The 21420-nt window shown below is 64.2% G+C and carries 16 protein-coding genes; 13 read left to right on the top strand and 3 right to left on the bottom strand.

Annotated features, from left to right (window positions below; all coding sequences use genetic code 11):
* The first annotated feature begins 14 nt into the window (after positions 1-14).
* From EWE75_RS15310 to ssb, 5 genes are all read left to right on the top strand, one after another.
* Positions 15-956 carry a DMT family transporter gene (locus tag EWE75_RS15310; protein ID WP_130158989.1) on the top strand — a complete coding sequence of 314 codons (942 nt, stop codon included), beginning with the start codon at positions 15-17 and terminating at the stop codon, positions 954-956.
* Complete coding sequence (locus EWE75_RS15305) at positions 953-1615, top strand: COQ9 family protein (protein ID WP_130158988.1); 663 nt, start codon at positions 953-955, stop codon at positions 1613-1615. The genes EWE75_RS15310 and EWE75_RS15305 overlap by 4 nt, the downstream gene beginning before the upstream one ends.
* Before the next feature lie 211 nt (positions 1616-1826).
* Positions 1827-2093, top strand: coding sequence for a FeoA family protein (locus tag EWE75_RS15300; protein WP_427915787.1), 267 nt, complete (start codon positions 1827-1829; stop codon positions 2091-2093).
* Positions 2094-2108: 15 nt separating this feature from the next.
* Positions 2109-3965, top strand: coding sequence for a ferrous iron transporter B (gene feoB, locus EWE75_RS15295; RefSeq protein WP_130158986.1), 1857 nt, complete (start codon positions 2109-2111; stop codon positions 3963-3965).
* A 9-nt stretch (positions 3966-3974) separates the two neighbouring features.
* A complete protein-coding gene (ssb, locus tag EWE75_RS15290; protein WP_130158985.1) occupies positions 3975-4541 on the top strand; it encodes a single-stranded DNA-binding protein in 567 nt (188 codons plus the stop codon).
* Between the two features lie 343 nt (positions 4542-4884).
* Here ssb and EWE75_RS15285 read toward each other — a convergent pair whose 3' ends face one another.
* A complete protein-coding gene (locus EWE75_RS15285; protein ID WP_130158984.1) occupies positions 4885-5904 on the bottom strand; it encodes an arabinan endo-1,5-alpha-L-arabinosidase in 1020 nt (339 codons plus the stop codon).
* A gap of 54 nt (positions 5905-5958) precedes the next feature.
* A complete protein-coding gene (locus EWE75_RS15280) occupies positions 5959-8628 on the bottom strand; it encodes a TonB-dependent receptor (RefSeq protein WP_130158983.1) in 2670 nt (889 codons plus the stop codon).
* A 653-nt stretch (positions 8629-9281) separates the two neighbouring features.
* On the opposite strand from EWE75_RS15280, the gene rpsU reads away from it, so the two are divergent.
* The 7 genes from rpsU to EWE75_RS15245 all read left to right on the top strand — a co-directional run bounded on the left by rpsU (position 9282) and on the right by EWE75_RS15245 (position 19630).
* Entirely contained in the window at positions 9282-9482 is a 201-nt protein-coding gene (gene rpsU / locus EWE75_RS15275) for a 30S ribosomal protein S21 (protein ID WP_130159038.1), read from the top strand.
* Between the two features lie 265 nt (positions 9483-9747).
* Positions 9748-10836, top strand: a complete 1089-nt coding sequence (locus EWE75_RS15270; RefSeq protein ID WP_130158982.1) for an ROK family transcriptional regulator — start codon at positions 9748-9750, stop codon at positions 10834-10836.
* A 193-nt stretch (positions 10837-11029) separates the two neighbouring features.
* Positions 11030-11980: an ROK family protein gene (locus tag EWE75_RS15265; protein ID WP_231708372.1), complete on the top strand. Its 951-nt coding sequence runs from the start codon at positions 11030-11032 to the stop codon at positions 11978-11980.
* Complete coding sequence (locus tag EWE75_RS15260; RefSeq protein ID WP_165388407.1) at positions 11973-13349, top strand: sugar porter family MFS transporter; 1377 nt, start codon at positions 11973-11975, stop codon at positions 13347-13349. Before EWE75_RS15265 ends, EWE75_RS15260 begins: the two co-directional genes overlap by 8 nt.
* Positions 13346-14866 (top strand): glycoside hydrolase family 32 protein, encoded by a 1521-nt coding sequence (locus EWE75_RS15255; protein ID WP_231708371.1) that lies wholly within the window; start codon positions 13346-13348, stop codon positions 14864-14866. Before EWE75_RS15260 ends, EWE75_RS15255 begins: the two co-directional genes overlap by 4 nt.
* Before the next feature lie 120 nt (positions 14867-14986).
* The gene (locus tag EWE75_RS15250) at positions 14987-17824 is read left to right on the top strand and encodes a TonB-dependent receptor (RefSeq protein WP_130158980.1); all 2838 of its coding nucleotides are present in this window, start codon (positions 14987-14989) and stop codon (positions 17822-17824) included.
* Between the two features lie 75 nt (positions 17825-17899).
* Positions 17900-19630 carry a glycoside hydrolase family 32 protein gene (locus EWE75_RS15245; RefSeq protein WP_130158979.1) on the top strand — a complete coding sequence of 577 codons (1731 nt, stop codon included), beginning with the start codon at positions 17900-17902 and terminating at the stop codon, positions 19628-19630.
* Between the two features lie 200 nt (positions 19631-19830).
* On the opposite strand, the gene EWE75_RS15235 is transcribed toward EWE75_RS15245, so the two are convergent.
* Positions 19831-20268: a GNAT family N-acetyltransferase gene (locus EWE75_RS15235; protein ID WP_130158978.1), complete on the bottom strand. Its 438-nt coding sequence runs from the start codon at positions 20266-20268 to the stop codon at positions 19831-19833.
* A gap of 74 nt (positions 20269-20342) precedes the next feature.
* Here EWE75_RS15235 and EWE75_RS15230 point away from each other — a divergent pair, with 74 nt between their 5' ends.
* Positions 20343-21251, top strand: a complete 909-nt coding sequence (locus tag EWE75_RS15230) for a prephenate/arogenate dehydrogenase family protein (protein WP_130158977.1) — start codon at positions 20343-20345, stop codon at positions 21249-21251.
* Positions 21252-21420: the final 169 nt, after the last annotated feature.

Raw genomic sequence — 21420 nt, 5'->3', positions numbered from 1 at the left:
CGCTAAGGGGCGGCATGCATCGCCCGGCCTTCCCAAGAATTTCTGCTGCACCGCAAACCAGCGGTGCGCTGGCGTTCGCGGCGCTGATGGGTGGCAACGTGGCGATCGCATTCGGGCCGTGGTTCGTGCGCCTCGCCGATACCGGGCCGGTCGCGGCGGCCTTCTGGCGGCTCGCACTGGCGACGCCGGTGCTGGTCGCGCTGTCGCTCCGCTCGGGCTGGCGGCCGGCGGCATGGTCGTGGCGGCTGTGGGCGATGACCGGGTTCGGCGCGGTCTGCTTCGCGGCAGACCTCGCGAGCTGGCACCTCGGCATCCTGCGCACCACGCTCGCCAATGCGTCGCTGTTCGGCAATTCAACGACGATCCTCTTCCCGATCTACGGCTTCATCGCCGCGCGCATGCTGCCGACGCGGATGCAGGCGGGGGCGCTGCTGCTCGCCTTTATCGGCGCGCTGCTGCTGATGGGGCAATCCTACCGGCTCGACCCACGCCACCTGGCCGGCGATCTGCTCTGCATCCTCGCAGGGCTGTTCTACACCGTGTTCCTCGCGCTGATGGCGCGCGTGCGCGCGACGACGCCGCCGATGCCCGCGCTCGCGCTATCGACGGTGATGAGCGTGCTGCCAACGCTGCTGTTCGCGCTGGCTCTGCACGAGCGCGTGATGCCGCACCATTGGGGGCCGCTGGTCGGCCTCGCCTTCGCCAGCCAGATCCTCGGGCAGAGCCTGATGATGCTGTCGCTCGGCCGTTTTTCGCCGCTGGTGATCGGCCTCGCATTGCTGGTCCAGCCGATCGTTGGGGCGACGGTCGGCTGGCTGTGGTATGGCGAGGCGCTCGGCCCGGCGGATATCATCGGCGCGCTGCTCGTCGCGGTCGCGCTGGTGATGGTGCGCGAACGGGGCGCGCCGGTTGCGTCTGACGTGCCCAAGCACCAGAATAGTGGCGGAGACCTATGATGCAGACCATCCCCGAAGACGCCACGCTCGACGAGATCGCGATTGGCCTCGCGCCGCTGATCGCCGCCAACGCCGCGTTCGACGGCTGGGGCACCGCCGCGCGCGACGCCGCCGCCGACAGCGCCGGCGTCGACCGGGACGTCGCGTTGCTCGCGCTGCCCGGCCAGACCGAGATGATCGCGGCGTGGTTCCGCAGCATCGACGCCGACATGGCCGAACGGCTGCCGCCCGAAACGATCGCGACGATGAAGATCCGCACGCGCATCACCGCGCTGGTCGAGGCGCGGCTGGCGATAGTCGCGCCCAACCGCGAGGCGCTGCGCCGCGCCTTCGCGATCCTGGCGATGCCGCAGAACCTCGCCACTGGCGCGAAGCTCGGCTGGTCGGCGGCGGATACAATCTGGCGCGCGGCCGGCGACACCGCCACCGATTACAATCACTACACCAAGCGCACGATCCTCGCCGCGATCTATGCCGCGACGATGAGCGTGTTCCTCGACGACGAGAGCGAAGGCTGGGCCGACACCCGCGCGTTCCTCGCGCGGCGGATCGAAGGCATCATGCGCTTCGAGAAGACCAAGGCCGGCGTGCTCGCCCGCGCCGCCTACCGGCCGAGCCTGTCGCGCTTCATTGGCCGGCTGCGCTATCCGGCGGTGTAGCACCCCTCTGCCGTTCGCCCCGAGCGAAGTCGAGGGGCACCCCCGGGCGCAGGTGCCTCGACTTCGGCCCGCAGGGGCCGAAGTTTATCCTGAGCGGCTGGCTTGCCAGCCAGCCGAAGGGCTCGGCACGAACGGAGGTAGAGTCTGCGAATATGCGATCACGATAACGCTGGCGTTCGCCGCACTCTATTGATAATCAGTCGCAATGAACATGTTCTCGCGCGTGGACTCGCACCTCAGCCTTGAATCGCTGCCCAACCGTCAGCCCGCGACCGTCGCGGCGATCGACTGGGCGCGGCTGAGCGTGCCGGAGGCGCGGCGCTTGCGCGAACTCGGCTTCGACGAGGGCGTCGGTGTCGAGGTGCTGCACCGCTCGCTGATCGGCAAGGGGCCGATCGCGTGCCGGATCGGGCGCATGACGGTGGCGCTGCGCCGCACCGTCGCCGGCGCGATCCGCGTTTCGCAGCACGCCGCCTGATCGTGGGCGGCTGACATGAACGCCGCGCCGCTGGTGGCGCTGGTCGGCAATCCCAATGCCGGCAAGAGCGCCCTGTTCAACGCGTTGACCGGCGCGCGCCAGAAGGTCGGCAATTATCCCGGCGTCACCGTCGAGCGCCACTCCGGGCGACTCGTGCTGCCCGATGGCCGCCCGGTCGAACTGGTCGATCTGCCTGGCGCCTACAGCCTCGAACCCTCCAGCCCGGACGAGCGGGTGACGCGCGACTTCCTCGCCGGCACGCAGGCCGGCGAGCGGCTGCCCGATGCCTTGGTGGTGGTGGTCGATGCCTCCAACCTCGACAACCATCTGCGCTTCACGCTGCAATTGATCGCGCTTGGCCTGCCGGTGGTGGTCGCGCTCAACATGATCGATCTCGCCGAACGCGACGGGTTGAAGCTGGATCCCGAGCGGCTGTCGCGCGAACTCGGCGTGCCTGTGGTGCCGACCGTCGCGGTGCGTCGGCGTGGCCTCGATGAGCTGCGCGCGCAGGTCGATGGCGTGCTGACCGGCGCGCCGTGCGCGAAGCCGGCGCCGGCGGAAGCAGAGGATATCGTCACCCTCCAACGCCGCGCGCGGAAGATCGCCGCGCTCGCCACCGTGTCCGAAGCGCCGGTGCGCCGCTGGGGCCATGCGCTCGATTCGGTCGCGCTGCACCCGGTCTCGGGCGTGCTGATGCTGCTCGCGATCCTGTTCGTGATGTTCCAGACGGTGTTCTGGGCCGGCGCGGCCCCCGCCGACGCGATCGCCGCCGGGTTCGATTGGGTCTCGGGCGTCGTCAAGCACCTGATGCCCGATTCGGTGCTGCGCTCGCTCATCACCGACGGCGTGATCGCCGGCGTCGGCGCGGTGGTGAAGTTCCTGCCGCAGATCCTGGTGATGTTCTTCTTCATCCTGCTGCTCGAAGCGAGCGGCTATATGGTCCGCGCTGCCTTCCTGATGGACCGGCTGATGGCGCATGCCGGCCTTTCGGGCCGCGCGTTCATCCCGCTGCTGTCGTCGTTCGCCTGCGCGGTGCCCGGCATCATGTCGACGCGCACGATCGACGACGAGAAGGACCGGCTCACCACCATCCTGATCGCACCGCTGATGACCTGCTCGGCGCGGCTCCCCGTCTATACGCTCATCATCGGCGCGATGATCCCCAATGTCCGCGTGCTGCCCTTCGTCGGGTTGCAGGGGCTGGTGATGCTCGGCCTGTACATCATGGGCGTGGTCGGCGCGTTCGTCGTCGCGGTGGTGCTGCGCAAGACCGTCACGCAGGGCGCATCGTCGGGCTTCATGATGGAGATGCCCAAGTATCAGCTTCCGCAGCTCAACCATCTCGCGATCGGCTTGTGGAGCCGCGCGGCGATCTTCCTCAAGCGCGCCGGCACGACGATCGCCTTCACCACGATCGTTTTGTGGGCGATGCTCAGCTTCCCCAAGCCGCCCGAGGGCAGCCCGGTATCGCCGGTCAATTATTCGATCGCCGGGCGCATCGCCAACGGCATTGAGCCAGTGTTCCGCCCGATCGGCTTCAACCGCGACATCGTGCTCGCGCTGATCCCGGCGATGGCCGCGCGCGAGGTCGCGGTGGCGGCGCTCGGCACGGTCTATGCGATCGACGAATCGGGCAGCGACGGCGGCGAGGCGCAGATCGCCACGACGCTCGCCAAACGCTGGAGCCTGCCGACTGCGCTCGCCTTTCTGATGTGGTTCGTGTTCGCGCCGCAATGCATTTCCACCATCGCGGTGACGCGCCGCGAGACGAACGGGTGGAAATGGCCGGCCTTCATGGTTGGCTATTTGTTCGCACTCGCCTACGGTGCCGCCGGAGCGACCTATTGGGTCGCAAAATTTTTCGGTTTGTAGGAAATCAATATGGCGGGCAGCGTCAACAAGGTCATTCTCGTCGGCAATCTCGGCCGCGATCCCGAAAGCAAAAGCTTTCAGAACGGCGGCAAGGTGGTCAACCTCCGCATCGCCACGTCCGAATCGTGGAAGGACCGCAACACCGGCGAGCGCAAGGAAAAGACCGAATGGCATTCGGTCGCGATCTTCAGCGAAGGTCTCGCCAACGTCGCCGAGCGCTTTCTGCGCAAGGGCAGCAAGGTCTATATCGAGGGCCAGCTCCAGACCCGCAAATGGCAGGACGCGCAGGGGCAGGACCGCTATTCGACCGAAATCGTGCTGCAAGGCTTCAACTCGGTGCTGACCATGCTCGATGGCCCGCAGGGCGGCGGTGCTGGCGGTGGCAGTGGCGGAGCCGTTCGTGACGATTTCGGCGGCAATGAAGATTTCGGCGGCGGCGCACGCGGCGGCTATAGCGGCGGCGGCGGTGGCAGCAGCTTCGGCGGCGGTCGCTCGGGCGGCGCTGCGGCGCCGGCGGCGGGCGGCAACCGCGGCGGCGGCTTCGCCGACGATCTCGACGACGACGTTCCCTTCTAACAGCCGGTAAAAGTGTAACTCTCAGTGGTTTGGGATATCGTCCGCGAAATCGCCATTTTGAAGACTGAGCACCACGACGAGGCTGTAACTTTTATCTATGATATCGAGCCCGGTCGTAACGGTAATTTCCGTAACGCATCCGAGGGTTGATGAAGTGGAGGGTCGCTCGCTCTGGGCGGCCCTTCTTCCTTTCTGCGCAGGCTTTGATTCCTTCCGCTTGCATGTCGTCTCTGCACGACCAGGAACACCCGCGCGCCGTCGCCTGACGGGTTGACCGGGACGGCTTCAGGCGTTGTTGCAACGATCAAGGAGCGCGTGCGGGGCAGGAAGCATGGTCCTCCCCTCAGTATACCGCGACTGGCCAGCCATCGGTCCATGCGACCGGCGAGATCCTCAGCGTTGGCGCACCGTGGTTGGTTTTATCGTAAGCGTGGTACACGATGTAATCCTTGCCGTCGGTATCGTGCAAAAAGCCGGGGTGACCGGGGCCGCGAAAGCGATCCTGTTCCGAGAGATCGGCGCGCAGGATGATCGTCCCCTCACCGTCCATCAGCTTGCTTCCGTCCTTGCCGAGATACGGCCCGCGCACGTCCTTAGATCGGCCGACAATGGTATAATAGGTGCTGTTCGCGCCTTTGCAGCAATAGTCGTACGACACGAATAGGTAGTGATAGCCGCCATGCTGGATGAGGAACGGTGCCTCGACTGGCGCCGGCCCGCCCGCCGGCGCGAGGCGGCGCGCGAGCGAGACGGGCTTCTCGGCAGGGTCGAGGAGCTTGCCCGATTTCGGATCGAGCGCGAACAGCTTGATCCCGCTCCAGAAGCTGCCGAGCGTTAGCCAGTGGCGACCATCGCTATCGATGAAATGGTTGGGGTCGATCGCGTTGAAGTCGTCGCTGTGATGCGACATCACCACCAGCCCCTCGTCCTTCCAGCCATAGTCGGGGCTGGTCGGATCAAGTGTCGGACTCGTAGCGAGCCCAATCGCCGACTGATTCGACCCGAAGGTCGAGAGCGCATAATAGAGGTGCCACCGCCCGTTGAAGAACGACATGTCGGGCGCCCACATATCCTTGGTGCCGGGCACGGCCCCCACACCCCAGGCTGGAACCTTGGAGAACAACGGCGGCTTCGCGGTCCAGTGGATGAGATCGGGCGATGTCTTGACGCTCAAGCCGGTCCCGAAGACGTAGTAGACACCTTTTTCTTTGACCAGCACCGGGTCGTGCGTCGGCACGATATCACCGGTGATGACCGAGTTGATCGGTCCAGTGGTCGCCGGGCCGGCCTCGGCGGTCGCAATCGCTCCGCGTGTCAGCGCACACACCGCGACAGCGGCGACGAGGAGACTGCGGATCGGCATACGGGCTTTACTCATAAAAGTGGCGGCGCCGAGCGCTCGACGCCGCCTGAAAGATCAAAAGCGGAAGCGACCGCCGACCTCAAAGGTACGATCATAGGTCCGCGTATCGCGCGGCGTGCTCGAATAGATGCCGCTCTGGTTCAGGCCCGCGAATCGGTCATGATAGACGCGGTCGGTGATGTTGGTCGCGTCGAACGTGATCGTGAAGTTCTTGGTCAGCGCATAGCTACCCGAGAAATCGAGCTGACCGGTCGGCGCCACCAAGATGCTGCTCGCCTGCGAGCCGCCCGAAGTGTAACTATCGACGAAATTAGAGCGCCAATTATACGCGAGCCGCCCCGAGATGCCGTACTTTTCGTAGATCGCAACAGCATTGAACGAATATTTCGAGACATTGACCAGGCGCTGCTGCCCCCCAAAGATCGGGTCCTGGGTCGTGCCGAAGATATACGTTCCATTGAGCTGGGTACCGAACCCGCTGAGCGCCCCCGGCAGGAAGTCGAAGAACTGCTGATAGGCGACTTCCGCGCCATAGAGCTTGCCCGGTCCGGTGTTGCGCGGACGGCTGACCAGCGCCGGTCGGCCGAGATAGGTTTCGGTCCGCGAGTACGTCTGGATATAACCGCTCAGGTCCTTGTAAAAGCCTGCTGCAGTAATCGAGGTGGAGCGGGCCGGATAATATTCCAGCGACACGTCATAGGCTGTGCTCTTGATCGGCTGGAGGGCCGGATTGCCGCCAGCGCCGACGTAGAAGACCGACTGATTGCCGGTATTGCCCGTCGTGGTGTAGCTGACCAGCGGGTTTAGCTGGGCGAACTCAGGCCGTGTCAGCGTCTTTGCGAAAGCCAGACGCAGTTGCAGATTGTTGGTGAGCCCAACCTTGGCGTTGAAGCTCGGCAGAATGTCGAGATAGTTCGCCTTGGCCGACACGCCGAAGCCGGTCAGTTGCTCGGCCGTGTTGACGACGCGCAGGCCTCCGACACCGCTGACGTGCATCGACCCGATATCGAAGCCGTAGCCGAGCTGGCCATAGAAAGCATAGGTCTTCTCATGATCGAAGAAGGCCAGGCTCGGATCATACGCACGGTCGCCGGTGGGCTGCGAGAACAGCGTTCGCACCGTATTGGTGTTGTTGAGCAGGAAGCCGGTGTCGGCATCGACGAACTGCCCGATGCCAGACGCCCCCTGAACGAGCCCGTTGGGTGAGAGCGTGCCGAAGCCGGGCACAGCGCTGACCAGCGGCGGATTCTTGATGCCGAGCCCCTGCGACGCAGTTGCCTGCGAATCCGCTTGGCGATCCGTGAAGCGGGCGCCGATCTTGAAGTTGGTCAGGACGCTGTCGTCGAAGGTATACAGCAAATCACCGCGCCACGCCCACTGCTTGCTCGTCGCCACGCTATGATTGTCGAACAGCGTCGCCAATGAGAAGTTGGCTGGATTGGTCAGATCGACCCCGCCGACCTTGATCAGCGGCGTGCCGTTGTTGTCGAAATTGACGTCGAGCGTCGGCGCATTGAACGACGTGTCGACGATCACGCTGCGGTTGGGCAGCTTGCTGTAATTGTAAGTGAGTTCGGTTGACAGCACCGCAGGACCAGTGGTCCATTTCGTCCCGAAATCGGCCTGATAGGTCTCGGTCTGGTCCTGATACGCTTGCTTGCTCGTAAGCGTGAAGGCGTTGGTCGAGTGCGTCCCGCTGGCGAGTTCGGGGTTGCCAGGATAGGTGCTGGTCACCACCGTACCACCGACCGCAGTCGCCTTGGGCAGACCGATGAAGAAACTGACGTCGTGCGTGTTGCGATAGCGCGTGTAGATGCCGTCGGCGTACAACTCGAGGTTGTCGGTCGGCTTCCACTGCAGCGACCCGTTAACCGCGAGCCGCGTGCGCTCGCCACTGGCATAGGTGCCACCCACGGTATCAGGAATGGCCGGTGACGCAGGGGTCGTGGCCGTAGCGGGCGTGATCGGGTTGGAGACGAAGTCGAATGCGGTATCGTCGCGATACTGGCGCTTGTTGTACGACACCCCGACCATCGCACCGACCTCGCCGATGCCGGTCGTCCAGCGATCGCTAACCAGCCCGCTGCCAAGATAGCCCCATTTGCCGGACTGATCGCTATACACCGCACGGCCGCCGCCGGCGACCTGCAGGCCGCTGAAATCGAACGGACGGCGCAGCCGCACATCGACCGTGCCGCTCAAACCACCTTCGATGATGTCGGGGGTCGTCGTCTTATAGACATCGACGCCGGCGACCAGTTCCGCCGGAAGATCCTGTAGCGAAATGCCGCGCTGGGTGCCGGTAAAGGATTCCCTGCCGTTGATCAGCGTGGCGATGTTGGGGAGGCCTCGGATCAGCACCGTGCCGGCTTCGCCCGAGCCGCGCGTAACCTGAACACCAGTGACGCGCTGGAGAGCATCCGAAACGGTATTGTCCGGTAACTTCCCGATGTCTTGGGCGACGATGGAATCGACGATCGCGGTTGCATTGCGCTTAATACCCTGCGCCGAAGCGAGGCTCGCACGCACGCCGGTGACGACGATATCCTGTTCGGCGGTGGCCACCTGAGGATCACCCGGAAGTGCTTGTGATTGCGGCGTGGCCTCCTGTGTCGCACCGGGAACCGCAGCCGGGACGCTGCTCGCATCCTGAGCGTAAGCAGGCGCGGCAGCCGCAGCGATGAGCGCGAGTGTGGACACCGTAGCGGTGCGATGCATGTACATAAACCCTCCCCGAAGCAGCGCAGCAATACCGCCAACGCTCTTATTACTCCGACTATTACATGCGAGAAATCGGCCGCGCAATGGTTTTGATGCAGTGGCAATCCGCGCCGGTCGCTCGCACCGAACACCGGCACTGTGCCGGCGTGCGAGCGGGCACTGGCCGACCGGTAATCGGCGCCCAACAGGAACACCTATCCAGGCTACTGATGTTCGTCGGCCTTGTTTGCTGGCGACAGGGTGGAGGATGACGACGGCAGCGACGAACGCCGGATCTTCATACTCCGCCTGGATAAGAATCGGAGAGACCCTCAAAACTACGAGCCGGCGTTGCTCGCCCCGTGTCGAGGTCTGGATATTTCACACCAAGTTGATCGAGATAGGTCGTGCATTTGTCCGAGTTATAGAGACATTCCTTGATTGCAGCGAGTTCGGTTGATCACGCAGGTGCGGTCAAAAACGTGTTGAACGAACCGCCGGAATCGACGCGCCAAAGCGGTCGTTCCGCTTTCCATCTATCTTTCCCGAATACCGCCGGTCCGATTTGCACCGTGATGCGCAAATTCGGGCGGTACATTCACGCCTTGGCTTGCCGGCGGACACGTCATAAAGCGCACGACATTCGATTCCCGCTCCAAGACCCGAAAGCCGTTCGTATGCAGATCATCGTCCGCGACAACAATGTTGACCAAGCCTTGCGCGCGTTGAAAAAGAAGCTGCAGCGCGAAGGTGTCTACCGCGAGATGAAGCTGCGCCGGCACTATGAAAAGCCCTCCGAGCGCCGCGCCCGTGAGCGCGCCGCCGCGATCAGCCGCGCGCGCAAAGCCGACCGCAAGCGTGCCGAACGCGATCGCTGAGCGCCGACGTAACAGCAGCCGTTCGAGGATCGGACACCGCACTCATCCCAGCTTGGCCGTGAGCACGCGGTCGAGCTGTAGTCTGAATGGTGCCCGGGAACGCCCCTTCAGAACACGCTAAGCAGAGGACGAACTACGCAAAGGACGAGCCTCGCCTTGACGGCCTCGTTGGTGGACGACGGCCGAGCACGACCGCATAGCGCTTGCGTATCGATTGAAAGGCTGAGGCGTGAAGACATTTCACAAGGGTACGAATAGCGGTGGAATGCGACGCTACAATGAGCGGCTGATCCTGTCGGCCGTGCGACGGATGAACGGCGCCTCGAAGGCGGAACTCGCGCGTGTAACGGCGCTGTCTCCCCAGGCGGTCGTGCGCATCGTCGATGAACTGGATGAGGGCGGCCTGTTATACCAAGCAGGCAAGCGGACCGGCGGCATGGGACAGCCGGCGACAATTTACCGAATTAATGGTAAGCGGGGGTACACCGTCGGCATCGAGGTAGGGCGTAGCGACACCACGCTCGTCCTGCTGGACTTCGACGGTGAGCGGAAAGCGGTCTGCCGTCATGCCGGCAGCTTCCCGTCAATCGATACGGTGCTGCGGCACGTCACCGCGTTTATCGACGAACATCTCGGGTCCACCAACGCGCTCAATGCCGAAGCCTTCATGGGCATTGGTGTGGCGATGCCCTGGTTCCTCGGGGAATGGCGCGACGAGCTCGGAATTTCGATCGATCAAGCGGATGAATGGCGTCGCGCCGACGTGGCCGACCGGTTGCAGGCTGGGCTCGCTTGGCCGGCCTTTTTCGAAAATGACGGCAACGCGGCCGCACTTGCCCAGTTGCTGTGCGGTGCGGGCGTTGATCTTGAGGATTTTCTGGCGATCAACATCGGTACGTTCATCGGTGGTGGCCTCGTGTTGGGCGGGCGCGTCCATCAAGGTCGGCATGGCAACGCCGGGGCGCTTGCGTCGATTCCGGTGTGTGCGGCGGGCAAGAGCGATTATCTGATCCACCACGCTTCGCTGTATGCGCTCGATCAGGACGCCCGCGCCAAGGCGCGTTCGGCTTGGACGCGGCGATGCATCGAAGCGCTCGCATCGGCGGTTACCAGCGCCAACAGCCTGCTCGACCTTCAAGCGGTCATCATCGACGGCGCGCTTCCGCCCTCCGGCCTGGAAGAGATTGCCGACGGCCTGCGTCGCCACTTTTCCACCGATGCACCGCCCGACTTCTTCGCGCCCGAAATCCGCAATGGCACGCTTGGCAACCTCGCCGCGGCGGTGGGCGCCGGCCTGCTTCCGCTCCACGCCAGCTTCACGCCGGATCTCGCCAGCCTGTTCAAGAAGGAGTGACCCGCGAGCCTTCCGAACACGCCGCCGTCCAACCAGATTTCTGACCGGACTTGACAGATTAAATCCCATCAGTAGATTTAGTCTGGTGACCGCGAATCTGGCGGCACCAGCGGGAGGGGGAAGTGGTGTCTGTCCGTTTTGAAGCGATCGTTAGCCGGCATCCCGCCTCGGGTGAGCTTCGATGACTGAGCCATTGCTGCTCGGCGGCATCGAAGCTGGCGGAACCAAGTTTCTCTGCGCCATCGCCGATCGCGACGGCGCCCTGCTCATGCAGACCCGTATTCCCACCACGACGCCGGCGGAGACGCTCGGCGCCGCTAGCGCCTTTTTCTCGGATGCCGCCGAGAAGCACGGAGCGCTCTCGGCTTTCTCGATCGGCAGCTTCGGGCCGCTGTCGTTGAACACGGTCGCAGCCGATTACGGCTGCATCACATCCACGCCGAAGGCCGGTTGGCAAAACGTCGATCTGCTCACGCATTTCCGCCGCACCATCAGCGGGCCGATCGCACTCGACACGGACGTGAATTGCGCGGCGGTTGGTGAACGGCTGTTCGGCAGCGGGCAGGGGCTGGATACCTTCTGCTACGTGACGGTCGGGACCGGCATCGGCGTTGGCTTGCTGATCAACGGCGCCCCGCACGGCGGCGCGAACCACCCGGAAGCGGGCCACATCAAACTGCCGCGCGCGCCGGGGGACGATCGGTTCGCCGGGATCTGCCCCTATCATGGCGACTGTCTGGAAGGTCTTGCCTGCGGCCCCGCCATGCAGGCCCGCTGGGGCGTGCCGGCGGAGACGCTGTCCAGCGATCACCCGGCATGGGCTATCGAAGCCGATTACCTCGCCGGTCTGTGCGCGACGCTCACTTATACCGTCCGTCCTGACCGCATCATCATCGGCGGTGGCGTAATGCAGCCGCAGATGTATGGCCGGGTGCGCCGCGCGCTGACCGAGAAGCTGGCCGGCTACGACGCAAGCATGCGCGCGATCGACATGGACGATTATGTCGCTGCACCGACAGCCGGATCGTCCGCCGGCCTGACCGGCGCCCTCGCACTCGCGTATCGCACCGCGACGCGTCAGTGGCCGATGCACTGGGCCATCACCGACACCAACTCCAGCAGAGCGGAAACCGTCAATGCATAACGTGGTAAGCTCCGACGATGTCGGCGTCGTCGATGATGCCCGGGCGACGCCCGCGATCGTGATGAGCGCGGCGGGCGCCGCGCTTGGCGGCCTGCTCTTCGGCTTCGATACCGCTGTGATTTCCGGCGCTACCAGCGCGCTGCAAAACCAGTTCGCGCTGACCGAGGCGTCGCTGGGCTTCACCGTCGCCTCCGCGCTGATCGGCACCGTGCTGGGTTCGCTCGTCGCGGGCGTGCCGGCCGATCGCTACGGGCGCAAGGCGATCATGCTGTCCGTCGCGATCGCCTACGTGCTCTCGTCGCTTGGCACCGGGCTGGCGCACACTTGGTATATCCTGATCGCCTTCCGCTTCCTCGGCGGCGTGGCGATCGGCGCCGCTTCCGTGGTGACGCCGATCTATATCGCGGAAGTGTCACCGGCGCGGTTCCGTGGCCGGTTGGTGGCGATGAACCAGCTCAACATCGTCCTCGGCATCCTCATCGCCTTCCTTTCCAACTATGTCATCGCGCAGACACTGCCGCCCGAGACGGCGTGGCGCTGGATGTTCGGCATCGTTGCGGTGCCCTCCATCCTGTTTCTGGTGGTGATCCTCGTTCTCCCCGAAAGCCCGCGCTGGCTTGCGATACGCGGACGCCGCGACCCGGCAATCGCCGTAATGACTCGCCTCGGCTTCAGCGATCCGCATGCCGAGCTGCTCCGTATCGAGGCTGCGGACCGTCGCGAAGCCGACAAGGGCGTTCCGCGTCTCTTCCAGGCATCGCATCGTCTGCCGGTCGCCTGCGCAATCGCAATCGCGATGTTCAATCAGCTCTCCGGCATCAATGCCCTGCTCTATTACGCACCGCGCATTTTCGAGCTGGCCGGCGCCGGCGCGGACAGCGCACTGCTCCAGTCGGTCGCGGTGGGCGGCACCAACCTGCTGTTCACGGCGCTGGCGCTTTTCCTCATCGATCGGTTCGGCCGCAAGCCGTTGCTGCTGGTCGGCTCGATCATCTGTGCCGCCGCGCTGCTTCTGGTTGGCTGGCAGCTCGAACGTGCCGCGCCCGACGGCACGCTGATCCTCGCCGGGCTGCTCGCCTTCATCGCTGCGTTCGCGGTCAGCCAGGGCGCGGTGATCTGGGTGTTCATTTCCGAGGTCTTCCCAAGCTCGGTGCGTGGCAAGGGGCAGGGGCTGGGTTCGACCACGCACTGGGTCATGGCCGCGATCATCACCTGGCTGTTCCCGGTCGTCGCCGGCGCCGTCGGCGGCTGGGTGTTCGCCTTCTTCGGAGGGATGATGCTGCTCCAGTTCGTCTGGGCGTGGAAGATGATGCCGGAAACCAACGGCGTCGCCCTGGAAGACATGAATTTGCGTGGAACCGTGGCATGAAGACGATCGCGATGTTGCTGGCGGCGAGCGTGGCGCTCACGGCTTCGGTTTCGGCGTCGGCCCAGCGCGCCGACCCGCGCCCGACCTATCATTTCGCGCCCGCGAAGAACTGGATGAACGATCCCAACGGGCTGGTTTATTACGATGGCGAGTATCATCTGTTTTTCCAGTACAACCCCCACGGAGACCGCTGGGGCCATATGAACTGGGGACATGCGGTAAGCCGCGATCTGGTGCATTGGCAGGAACTGCCGATCGCCATTCCCGAAACCCGCGATGTCATGGCGTTTTCCGGCAGCGCCGTGGTCGACTGGAACAACACCAGCGGCTTCGGCCGCGACGGCAAGCCGCCGCTGATCGCGATCTACACCGGCCACAATCCCAAGGCGAAGCTGCAATCGCAATACGTCGCCTACAGCAATGATCGTGGGCGGACCTGGACCGTACACGGCGAGGTGCTGAGCGTGGGATCGCCGGAGTTCCGCGATCCGAAGGTGTTCTGGCATGCGGCCACGAAGCGCTGGGTCATGGTCGCGGTGATGGCGCTGGAGAACCGTGCCGTCATCTTCACCTCTCCCAATCTCAAGCAATGGACGTTCGCCAGCAGCTTCGGGCCGGCGGGCGGCCGGGGCAAGAACTGGGAATGCCCGGATCTTTTCGAACTGCCCGTGGCGGGTGGCGCGCCGGGTGAGACGCATTGGGTGCTCGGCATCAACCTTGGCGACAACGCCATCGGTGGCGGATCGGGCGGGCAATATTTCGTCGGCGATTTCGACGGTACGCGCTTCACCCCCGTGCCCGGCTGGTCGGGTGATACGCAGTGGATGGACTATGGGGCGGACTTCTACGCCGCCGTCTCCTGGAACGATCTGCCCAAGGACGACCCACGCCGCATCTGGATCGGCTGGGCGAACGACTGGCGCTACGCCGAGACCATCCCCACCTGGCCGTCGCGCGGACTGATGACCGTGCCACGGCAAGTCACGCTCAAGAAGACGCCCGAGGGCTACCGCCTCGCGCAGATGCCCGTGCGCGAAGTCGCATCGCTGCACGGCGCCCGGCAGACCTTCGCTGCGGCGCTGGGTGAAACCCCGACCGCGCTACCCATTCAGGGCGGATCGGCGGATCTGGAATTCGAGCTTGATACCGGCGCGTCCGAGCAGGTGGCGATCACCCTCACCGATGGCGAAGGCTATCAGACGATCATCGGCGTCAACCCGAGCGTGGATGAGGTCTTTGTCGATCGGACTCGTTCGGGGCCGCACTTCAACGATGGCTTCGCCAACCGCCACGTCGCTCCGGTCGATCTGAAATCGCGCCGGGTCAAACTGCGCGTGCTGGCCGACGAATCCATCCTGGAAGTCTTCATCAACGACGGTGAGCGCACCATCACCGACCGCTTCTTCCGTGGCGGTGGCCCGCTGCGGTGGAGCGCGTCCTCGCGAAGCGGCGTCGCACAAATGAAGCTCACCGCATGGACGATGAACGGGGGCGCGGTGAACACCGCGTCCAAATGACCATGACGTTTCTCACGCCAAAGGCGGCCGCCATGTCGATTCCAAGCTGACCGCCCGGGGCTTCAAAGCCCCGATCACCAGAATCTGCCAAAAACCAACGTGATAAAAGAGGGGATCTTTATGACGAGGACTTTCCGCGCCCTGTTGACATCGACTGCCATCATTCCACTGATCGCAGCGAGTTCCGCTTGGGCACAAACTGATGTGCCGCCGGCGACCAATCCGGCCGCAGCCGCACCAGCGCCGGCGAACGGCGCGCCCGAGACCATACAGGACGACGCCGCCAACGATATCGTCGTCACTGGCTATCGCGCGGCGCTCGGTTCCGCGCAGGAGGTGAAGCGCAATTCGGATTCGATCGTCGATGCGATCGTCTCCGATGACATCGGCAAGCTGCCGGACAACAACGCCGCCGAAGCGATCTCGCGGATCGTCGGCGTCACCGTCACGCGCTACAACGACGAGGCCGGGGTCATCCTGGTTCGGGGTCTGCCGGACGTCGCGACCACCTTCAACGGGCGCGAGTTCTTCTCGGCCGAAGATCGCGTCCTGCATCTTCAGGATTTCCCGGCCGGCGTCGCGGCTGGTATCGAAGTCTACAAGTCCGGCACGCCGGATCTGATCGAACCCGGTCTGGCGGGGCTCGTCAACCTGCGGTCGCGCCGTCCGTTCGATGTGAAGGACACGGAGATCGCGGGCGAAATCCGCGGATCGTACAACGACCAGTCGAAGGCGTTCGATCCCTCGGGCAACCTCCTGCTGACGAAGCGCTGGGACACCCCGATCGGCGAAATCGGCGCTTTGGTGAACCTCAGCTATGTCCGCTCCACCTATCGCAATGCGGATCGCTACGCCGATTCCGCCGTGATCACGCCGAAAGGTTTTGGCATCGATGATCCAGCCGATGACATCCATGTGACCACGCCCGGCGTCGGCAATTTCAACTTTCCGGCGAACGCCGGCAACTTCTACGAGAAAGGCATCCGGCACCGTCCCGCCGTCAACGGGACGATCCAATGGCGACCGTCCGCCAACCTGGAAATCTACGCCGAGGGTCTGTGGCAGGCCTATCGCGGCAACGTGCTGCGCGACTCCTTCAACGTGAACTTCGAACGGCGTGACGCGAACGGCGTCGCACCCACGCTCAGCAACGTCGTGCTGGTGCCTGGCGAGCCGGACAAGGCGGCGAGCTTTACCAAGACCGGCGGCTACGTGCCCGAATTCTCGCGCGTGGCGCAGGACGATCGCACCGACACCTATCAGGGTGCGCTGGGCTTCAAGTGGACGACCGGCCGCGCGACGCTGTCGGGTGACTTCGCGTACACCAACAGCCGCTACAAGGCGACGGAGATCACCGTCGATTCACAGCTCGCCACGGCGCCAACCATCAATGTCGATTGGAATGCGCGCGGATCGGCGGTGTTCGATCTGGGTGGGTATGACATCACCAACCCGAACAACGCGCGCTGGCGTGGCTACAACCAGAAGGAGTTCGTCACGAAGGGCGACGGTATTCAGGGGCGCATCGATCTCGATCTCGAAACCGATTGGGGCTTCCTGCCGCACCTTCAGTTCGGCGTCCGCGCGAGCGATCGCAACGCGTCATCCCAGAACAATAACCGCTATGCGTACGTCGCGGGCCTCGACATCCCGCTCGCCAGCCTTCCGACCGGAGCACTCGGGATGATCACGGATGGTTTCCGCGACGACCCGCAACGCTTCCAGAACTGGCTGGCACCGGATCGTAACGCGATCATCGCCAACAGCGAGGCACTCCGTCAGCTCGCCTATCAAGCGGTTCAACGGGCGACGATCCTGTTCCCGAACGACGGCGGCATCCGTGACGCGGTAACCAAATACGCCACGGCGGCGATCCCCGTGGACCCTCTCGGCGGCTTCACCGCCAGCGAGACGACCTATGCGTTCTACGGTCAAGGCAAGTTCGCGTTCGATCTTGGTGGTATCCAGGTCGACGGCACCGCCGGCGCGCGCATCGTGAACACCGATGGCGCGTATCGCGGGTTCAGCCGCGTGCCGGCCAACGGCACCACCGCCATCGTGCCGACGACGACCAGGCAAAACTATGTCGACGTCCTGCCCTCCGCCATCGCGCGCATCCGGTTTTCCCGTCAGTGGCAAGTGCGTCTGGGCTACACGCAAACGCGGACGCGCCCGAGCTTCGGTCAGCTCAACCCCTCGCTCAACATCACGGCGAACAGCCCGGGGCCGGATGGCTCCCCGCCGCAGTTCGACGCGAGCGGCTCCGGCGGTAACCCGAACCTGCGTCCGCTCACCTCCAAGAACTACGATGCCACTTTGGAATGGTATTTCTCCAAGAACGGCTCTGCATCGGTCGCGGCCTTTTACCGGGATCTCGATGGCTTCATCAGCAACTATACCCAGGTCTTGAACGATCCGATCTACGGTCGCTTGCAGCTCGATCGCCCGGAGAACGCGGGCAAGGGGCGGATCAAGGGTCTGGAGGTTTCGGCGCAGACCTTCTTCGACTTCCTGCCGGGGCTGCTTTCAGGCTTCGGCGTGCAGGCGAACGGCACCTATCTGGACGGCACCAACGAACTGCCGCAGGTGCTCGGCGAAGGCGGTCGTCAGGTCCAGATCACCGGCCTTTCCAAATGGGCCTACAATCTGACCGGCTTCTACGAGAAAGGTAAGGTCTCCACGCGCCTCTCGTACAACTGGCGCTCCGGCTATACGACCAGCTACAACCGCACCCTCAATGAAGTGCAATATGCCGGTGAACTGGTCCGGCCCGTGTCGCGGCTGGATTTCTCCGCGAGCTATGAGCCGATCAAGGGCATCTCCATCGTCGCCAACGTCAGCAACATCCTGGCGCAGCCGTTCAATAACTATCGTTATTATAACGAGACGCAATATTTCGGTCGCGATCTGCGGGTCGAGGGCCGGTACATGAGCGTTGGCGTGCGCTTCAAGATGTGAACGTCCTGCCGGTGCGGCACGGGCAGCCGGTGCCGCACCGGACATTTCGATCATCGTTCGTCCGTGACCGCGAGAATGGCGGGACGTTGCGGAAAGCCCGCTCGGTCGGGGGCCGGACACGATCGGCCCCGCGCCGAGCGGATGCGGATAGGAGCCAAGGCATTGACGAGCGGAACATCATATACGCGACGCACGACGTTGGGCATGATCGCTGCGCTTCCTATGGTGACGTCGTGTGGGCGATCGTTGGCGGGAAGCGGCACGGCGCCTCGCGTTCCGGCCCCACCCGGCGCTCCTGTCAGCGGCACGCCCGCCGTGTCGAACGGGCGTCCGCGCTACCACATCACGGCGCCGGCCGGTGGCTGGATCAACGATCCCCAGCGCCCCCTGAAGATCGGCGATACCTGGACCCTGTGGGCGCTCGACAATCCCACCTATCCCGCAGGCGGCACCAACTGGCGGCGCTGGACCTCAAAGGATATGATCACCTGGCAGGATCAAGGCATCGCGATCCCACGTAACACGACTCCCTTCGGAGACGTCTGGAGCGGCAGTACCGTTATCGATAGCGATGACACCGCCGGGTTCGGCAGGGGCGCGCTGGTCACGCTCGTCACCATGCCGGCCCCGGATGCCGGCGGGCAGAACCAATCCTGCGCATTGTGGTACTCGCTGGACGAGGGCGCCAGCTTCACATTCCACGGCATCGTCTTGCCGAATTATCCGGGCTACAAGGATTTCCGTGATCCCACAATATTCTGGCATGCGCCGACGCGCCGGTGGGTGATGACGCTTTCGGAAGCAGGCAAAATCGGAATTTACACCTCGCCGAACTTGAAGCGGTGGACATATGCCAGCGGCTTTGTGTCCGATGTCGTTGGCCGCATCATGGAATGTTCGCACCTGTTCGAGCTGCATCTGTACGATGCGGACGGCAAGACATCGGAAGACAAATGGATATTGCTGGTGGGCGGCAACGGCACCAAGCGCGGGTTCACTGTCGGAACATGGTATTGGTTGGGGGATTTCGACGGGATCACGTTCACGCCCACCTCGCCCAACGGTCAGTGGCTTGACGGTGGCGCCGATTTCTATGCAGCCGTTGTCTGGACGGACCCGGTGGCGGCCGATCCGCTCGCTTCGGCCTATTCGATAGCGTGGATGAGCAACTGGGATTACGCGAACGAGATACCCGTGACCCACGACTATCGCGGGCAGCTCAGCCTCGTTCGCCGGTTACGATTGCAGCGTGTCGATACCGTGCCGAGGCTGTTGAGCACGCCGCTGGCGGCGCAGAACATCGTCTTCGATCAGACTCTCATCGGGCAGGATCAAACGATCGGGGAAGGTTCGGACTACGTGTGGCCGGCGGGGGCTGGTGCGACCTCTTGCCGCATCGATTTTACGCTGTCTCGCATCGGGGAAGCCTGGCCCGCCGAAGTGTGCTTGTCGGTTCGGAAAAGCGATGACTTTTCGACGCAGATCGCTTTCAAGTTGCGGGATAATATTGTTTCTCTGAAGCGTGACGCCAGCGGGCCAAACGCGCCCGACGTTAGCGCGTGGAAGCAGGATCGCAGCGTGTCCTGCGATTTTTCTGCGGGTGCCGCCACCATCAGTCTGTTCATCGACTCCGGCTCGGTGGAGCTATTTTTGAACGATGGGGCAGCATCCATGTCCGAGCTAATTACAGCGCCCATGACTGCAAAGGATCTAAAGCTAACCGCTGTCGGTGGTAGCGCGAAAGTATCCGCTGTCACGATCAGGGAACGCACCGTCAGGTGGCCGGACGCTCACGCGGCGGGTTGACGACGAAAATCGTTGCACTGGTCGATGCGCTTGGAAATCTTGTGCGTTCTGCTGCCCGGGCAAACCCACGGTCTGGTCGGGGGTAAAGCCGCAGATCCAGGACGTGGAAGTCGGTATGTTCCTGGGCGAGTCGCTTGTGACGCGTCCTTCGACACGCTCGGGACGAACCGCGATATGCAAACCATTCGTCGCGCATTCCATCACCGCGCGTTACGCAACATCTCCGCCAACCCCGGCGCAAGCCGTTCCATATAGCGATCAGCGCGCGCGAGCGGGTGGAAGCCCAGTGCCGCATAGACGCCGTGCGCGTCCTTCGTGACCAGCCCTATCCGGCGCAGCCCGGCGAACTCGGGATGGTCGAGGAACCACGCGACCATCCGCCGTCCGAGGCCCTGCCCGCGCGCCGACTCCTCGACCCACACGTCGGCGAGCCACGCGAAGGTGGCATGATCGGTAATCATCCGCGCGAAACCGACCTGCTCGCCATCCCGGTACGCGCCGAGGCAATGTGAACCCGCGATCGCTTTCTCCACCACCGCGCGGGCGATGCCGGGCGACCAATAGCTCGACGCAAGCCAGCCGTGGATGCGCTCGATCTGCAACAGCGCGGTGTCATCGGACAAGGTGATGGCGTTCATAGGACTCGCTATTACCAAGCGCGGAGCGGAGCGCCAGCTTGCCTTGAACCCCCGCATCCGCCATCTGCGCGGCCATGCTGCCCTTTTCCCGCGTCACCATCATCGGCATCGGCCTGATCGGCTCCTCGGTCGCGCGCGCGGTGCGCGCCACGATGCCGAGCGTGCGGCTGACCGGCTATGACGCCGACGCGGGCGTGCGCGAGACCGCCGACCGGCTCGAGCTGTTCGACGACGTCACCGATACGCCGGGCGCGAGCGTGACCGACGCCGATCTCGTCATCCTGTGCGTCCCCGTCGGCGCGATGGGCGCGGCCGGCGCGGCGATCGCCGACGATCTGCCAGCCGACGCGATCGTCAGCGATGTCGGCTCGTGCAAGGCCGAGGTAGTGCGCGCGCTCGCCGAGGCGCTGCCGGGCGCTATCGTCATCCCCGCGCACCCGGTCGCCGGCACCGAGAACAGCGGCCCCGAAGCGGGCTTCGCGACCTTGTTCAAACATCGCTGGTGCATCGTCACCCCGCCCGAGGGCGCCGCGCCGTTCGCGGTCGAGCGGGTGTGCGAATTCTGGCGGCGGCTCGGTTCGGACGTCGAGACGATGGCGCCCGACCATCACGACCGTGTGCTCGCGATCACCAGCCATTTGCCCCACCTGATCGCCTACACCATCGTCGGCACCGCGTCGGACATGGAGGAAGTCACTCAGTCCGAGGTCATCAAATATTCCGCTGGCGGCTTCCGCGATTTCACCCGAATCGCCGCCTCCGATCCGACGATGTGGCGCGACGTGTTCCTGTCGAACCGCGAGGCGGTGCTCGACATGCTCCAGCGCTTCTCGGAGGATCTGAGCGCGCTGCAACGCGCGATCCGCTGGGGCAAAGGCGACGAGCTGTTCGACCTGTTCACCCGCACCCGCGCGGTCCGCCGCAGCATCATCGACCAGGGCCAGGACGATCCCGCGCCGGACTTCGGGCGGACGCGGGAGTAGGGTTTAACCGTCACCCTCACCCTTCCGTCGCTTCGCTCCTCCCTCCCTCTCCCCTCCGGGGCAGGGGAATCGCATTTGAGCTGGAGGGAGTAGCGCCGGGCAGGAAAAAGGATTCTGAAGCGTCTTCTGGAAAGACCGGGAGATGCAGGTGCGTGGTTTTCGAGAGTTG

This window comes from Sphingomonas populi (genome assembly GCF_004208535.1).
Classification (GTDB): domain Bacteria; phylum Pseudomonadota; class Alphaproteobacteria; order Sphingomonadales; family Sphingomonadaceae; genus Sphingomonas; species Sphingomonas populi.
The sequence above is the reverse complement of the archived record's forward strand: the minus strand, read 5'-3'. Positions and strand labels throughout refer to the sequence as shown.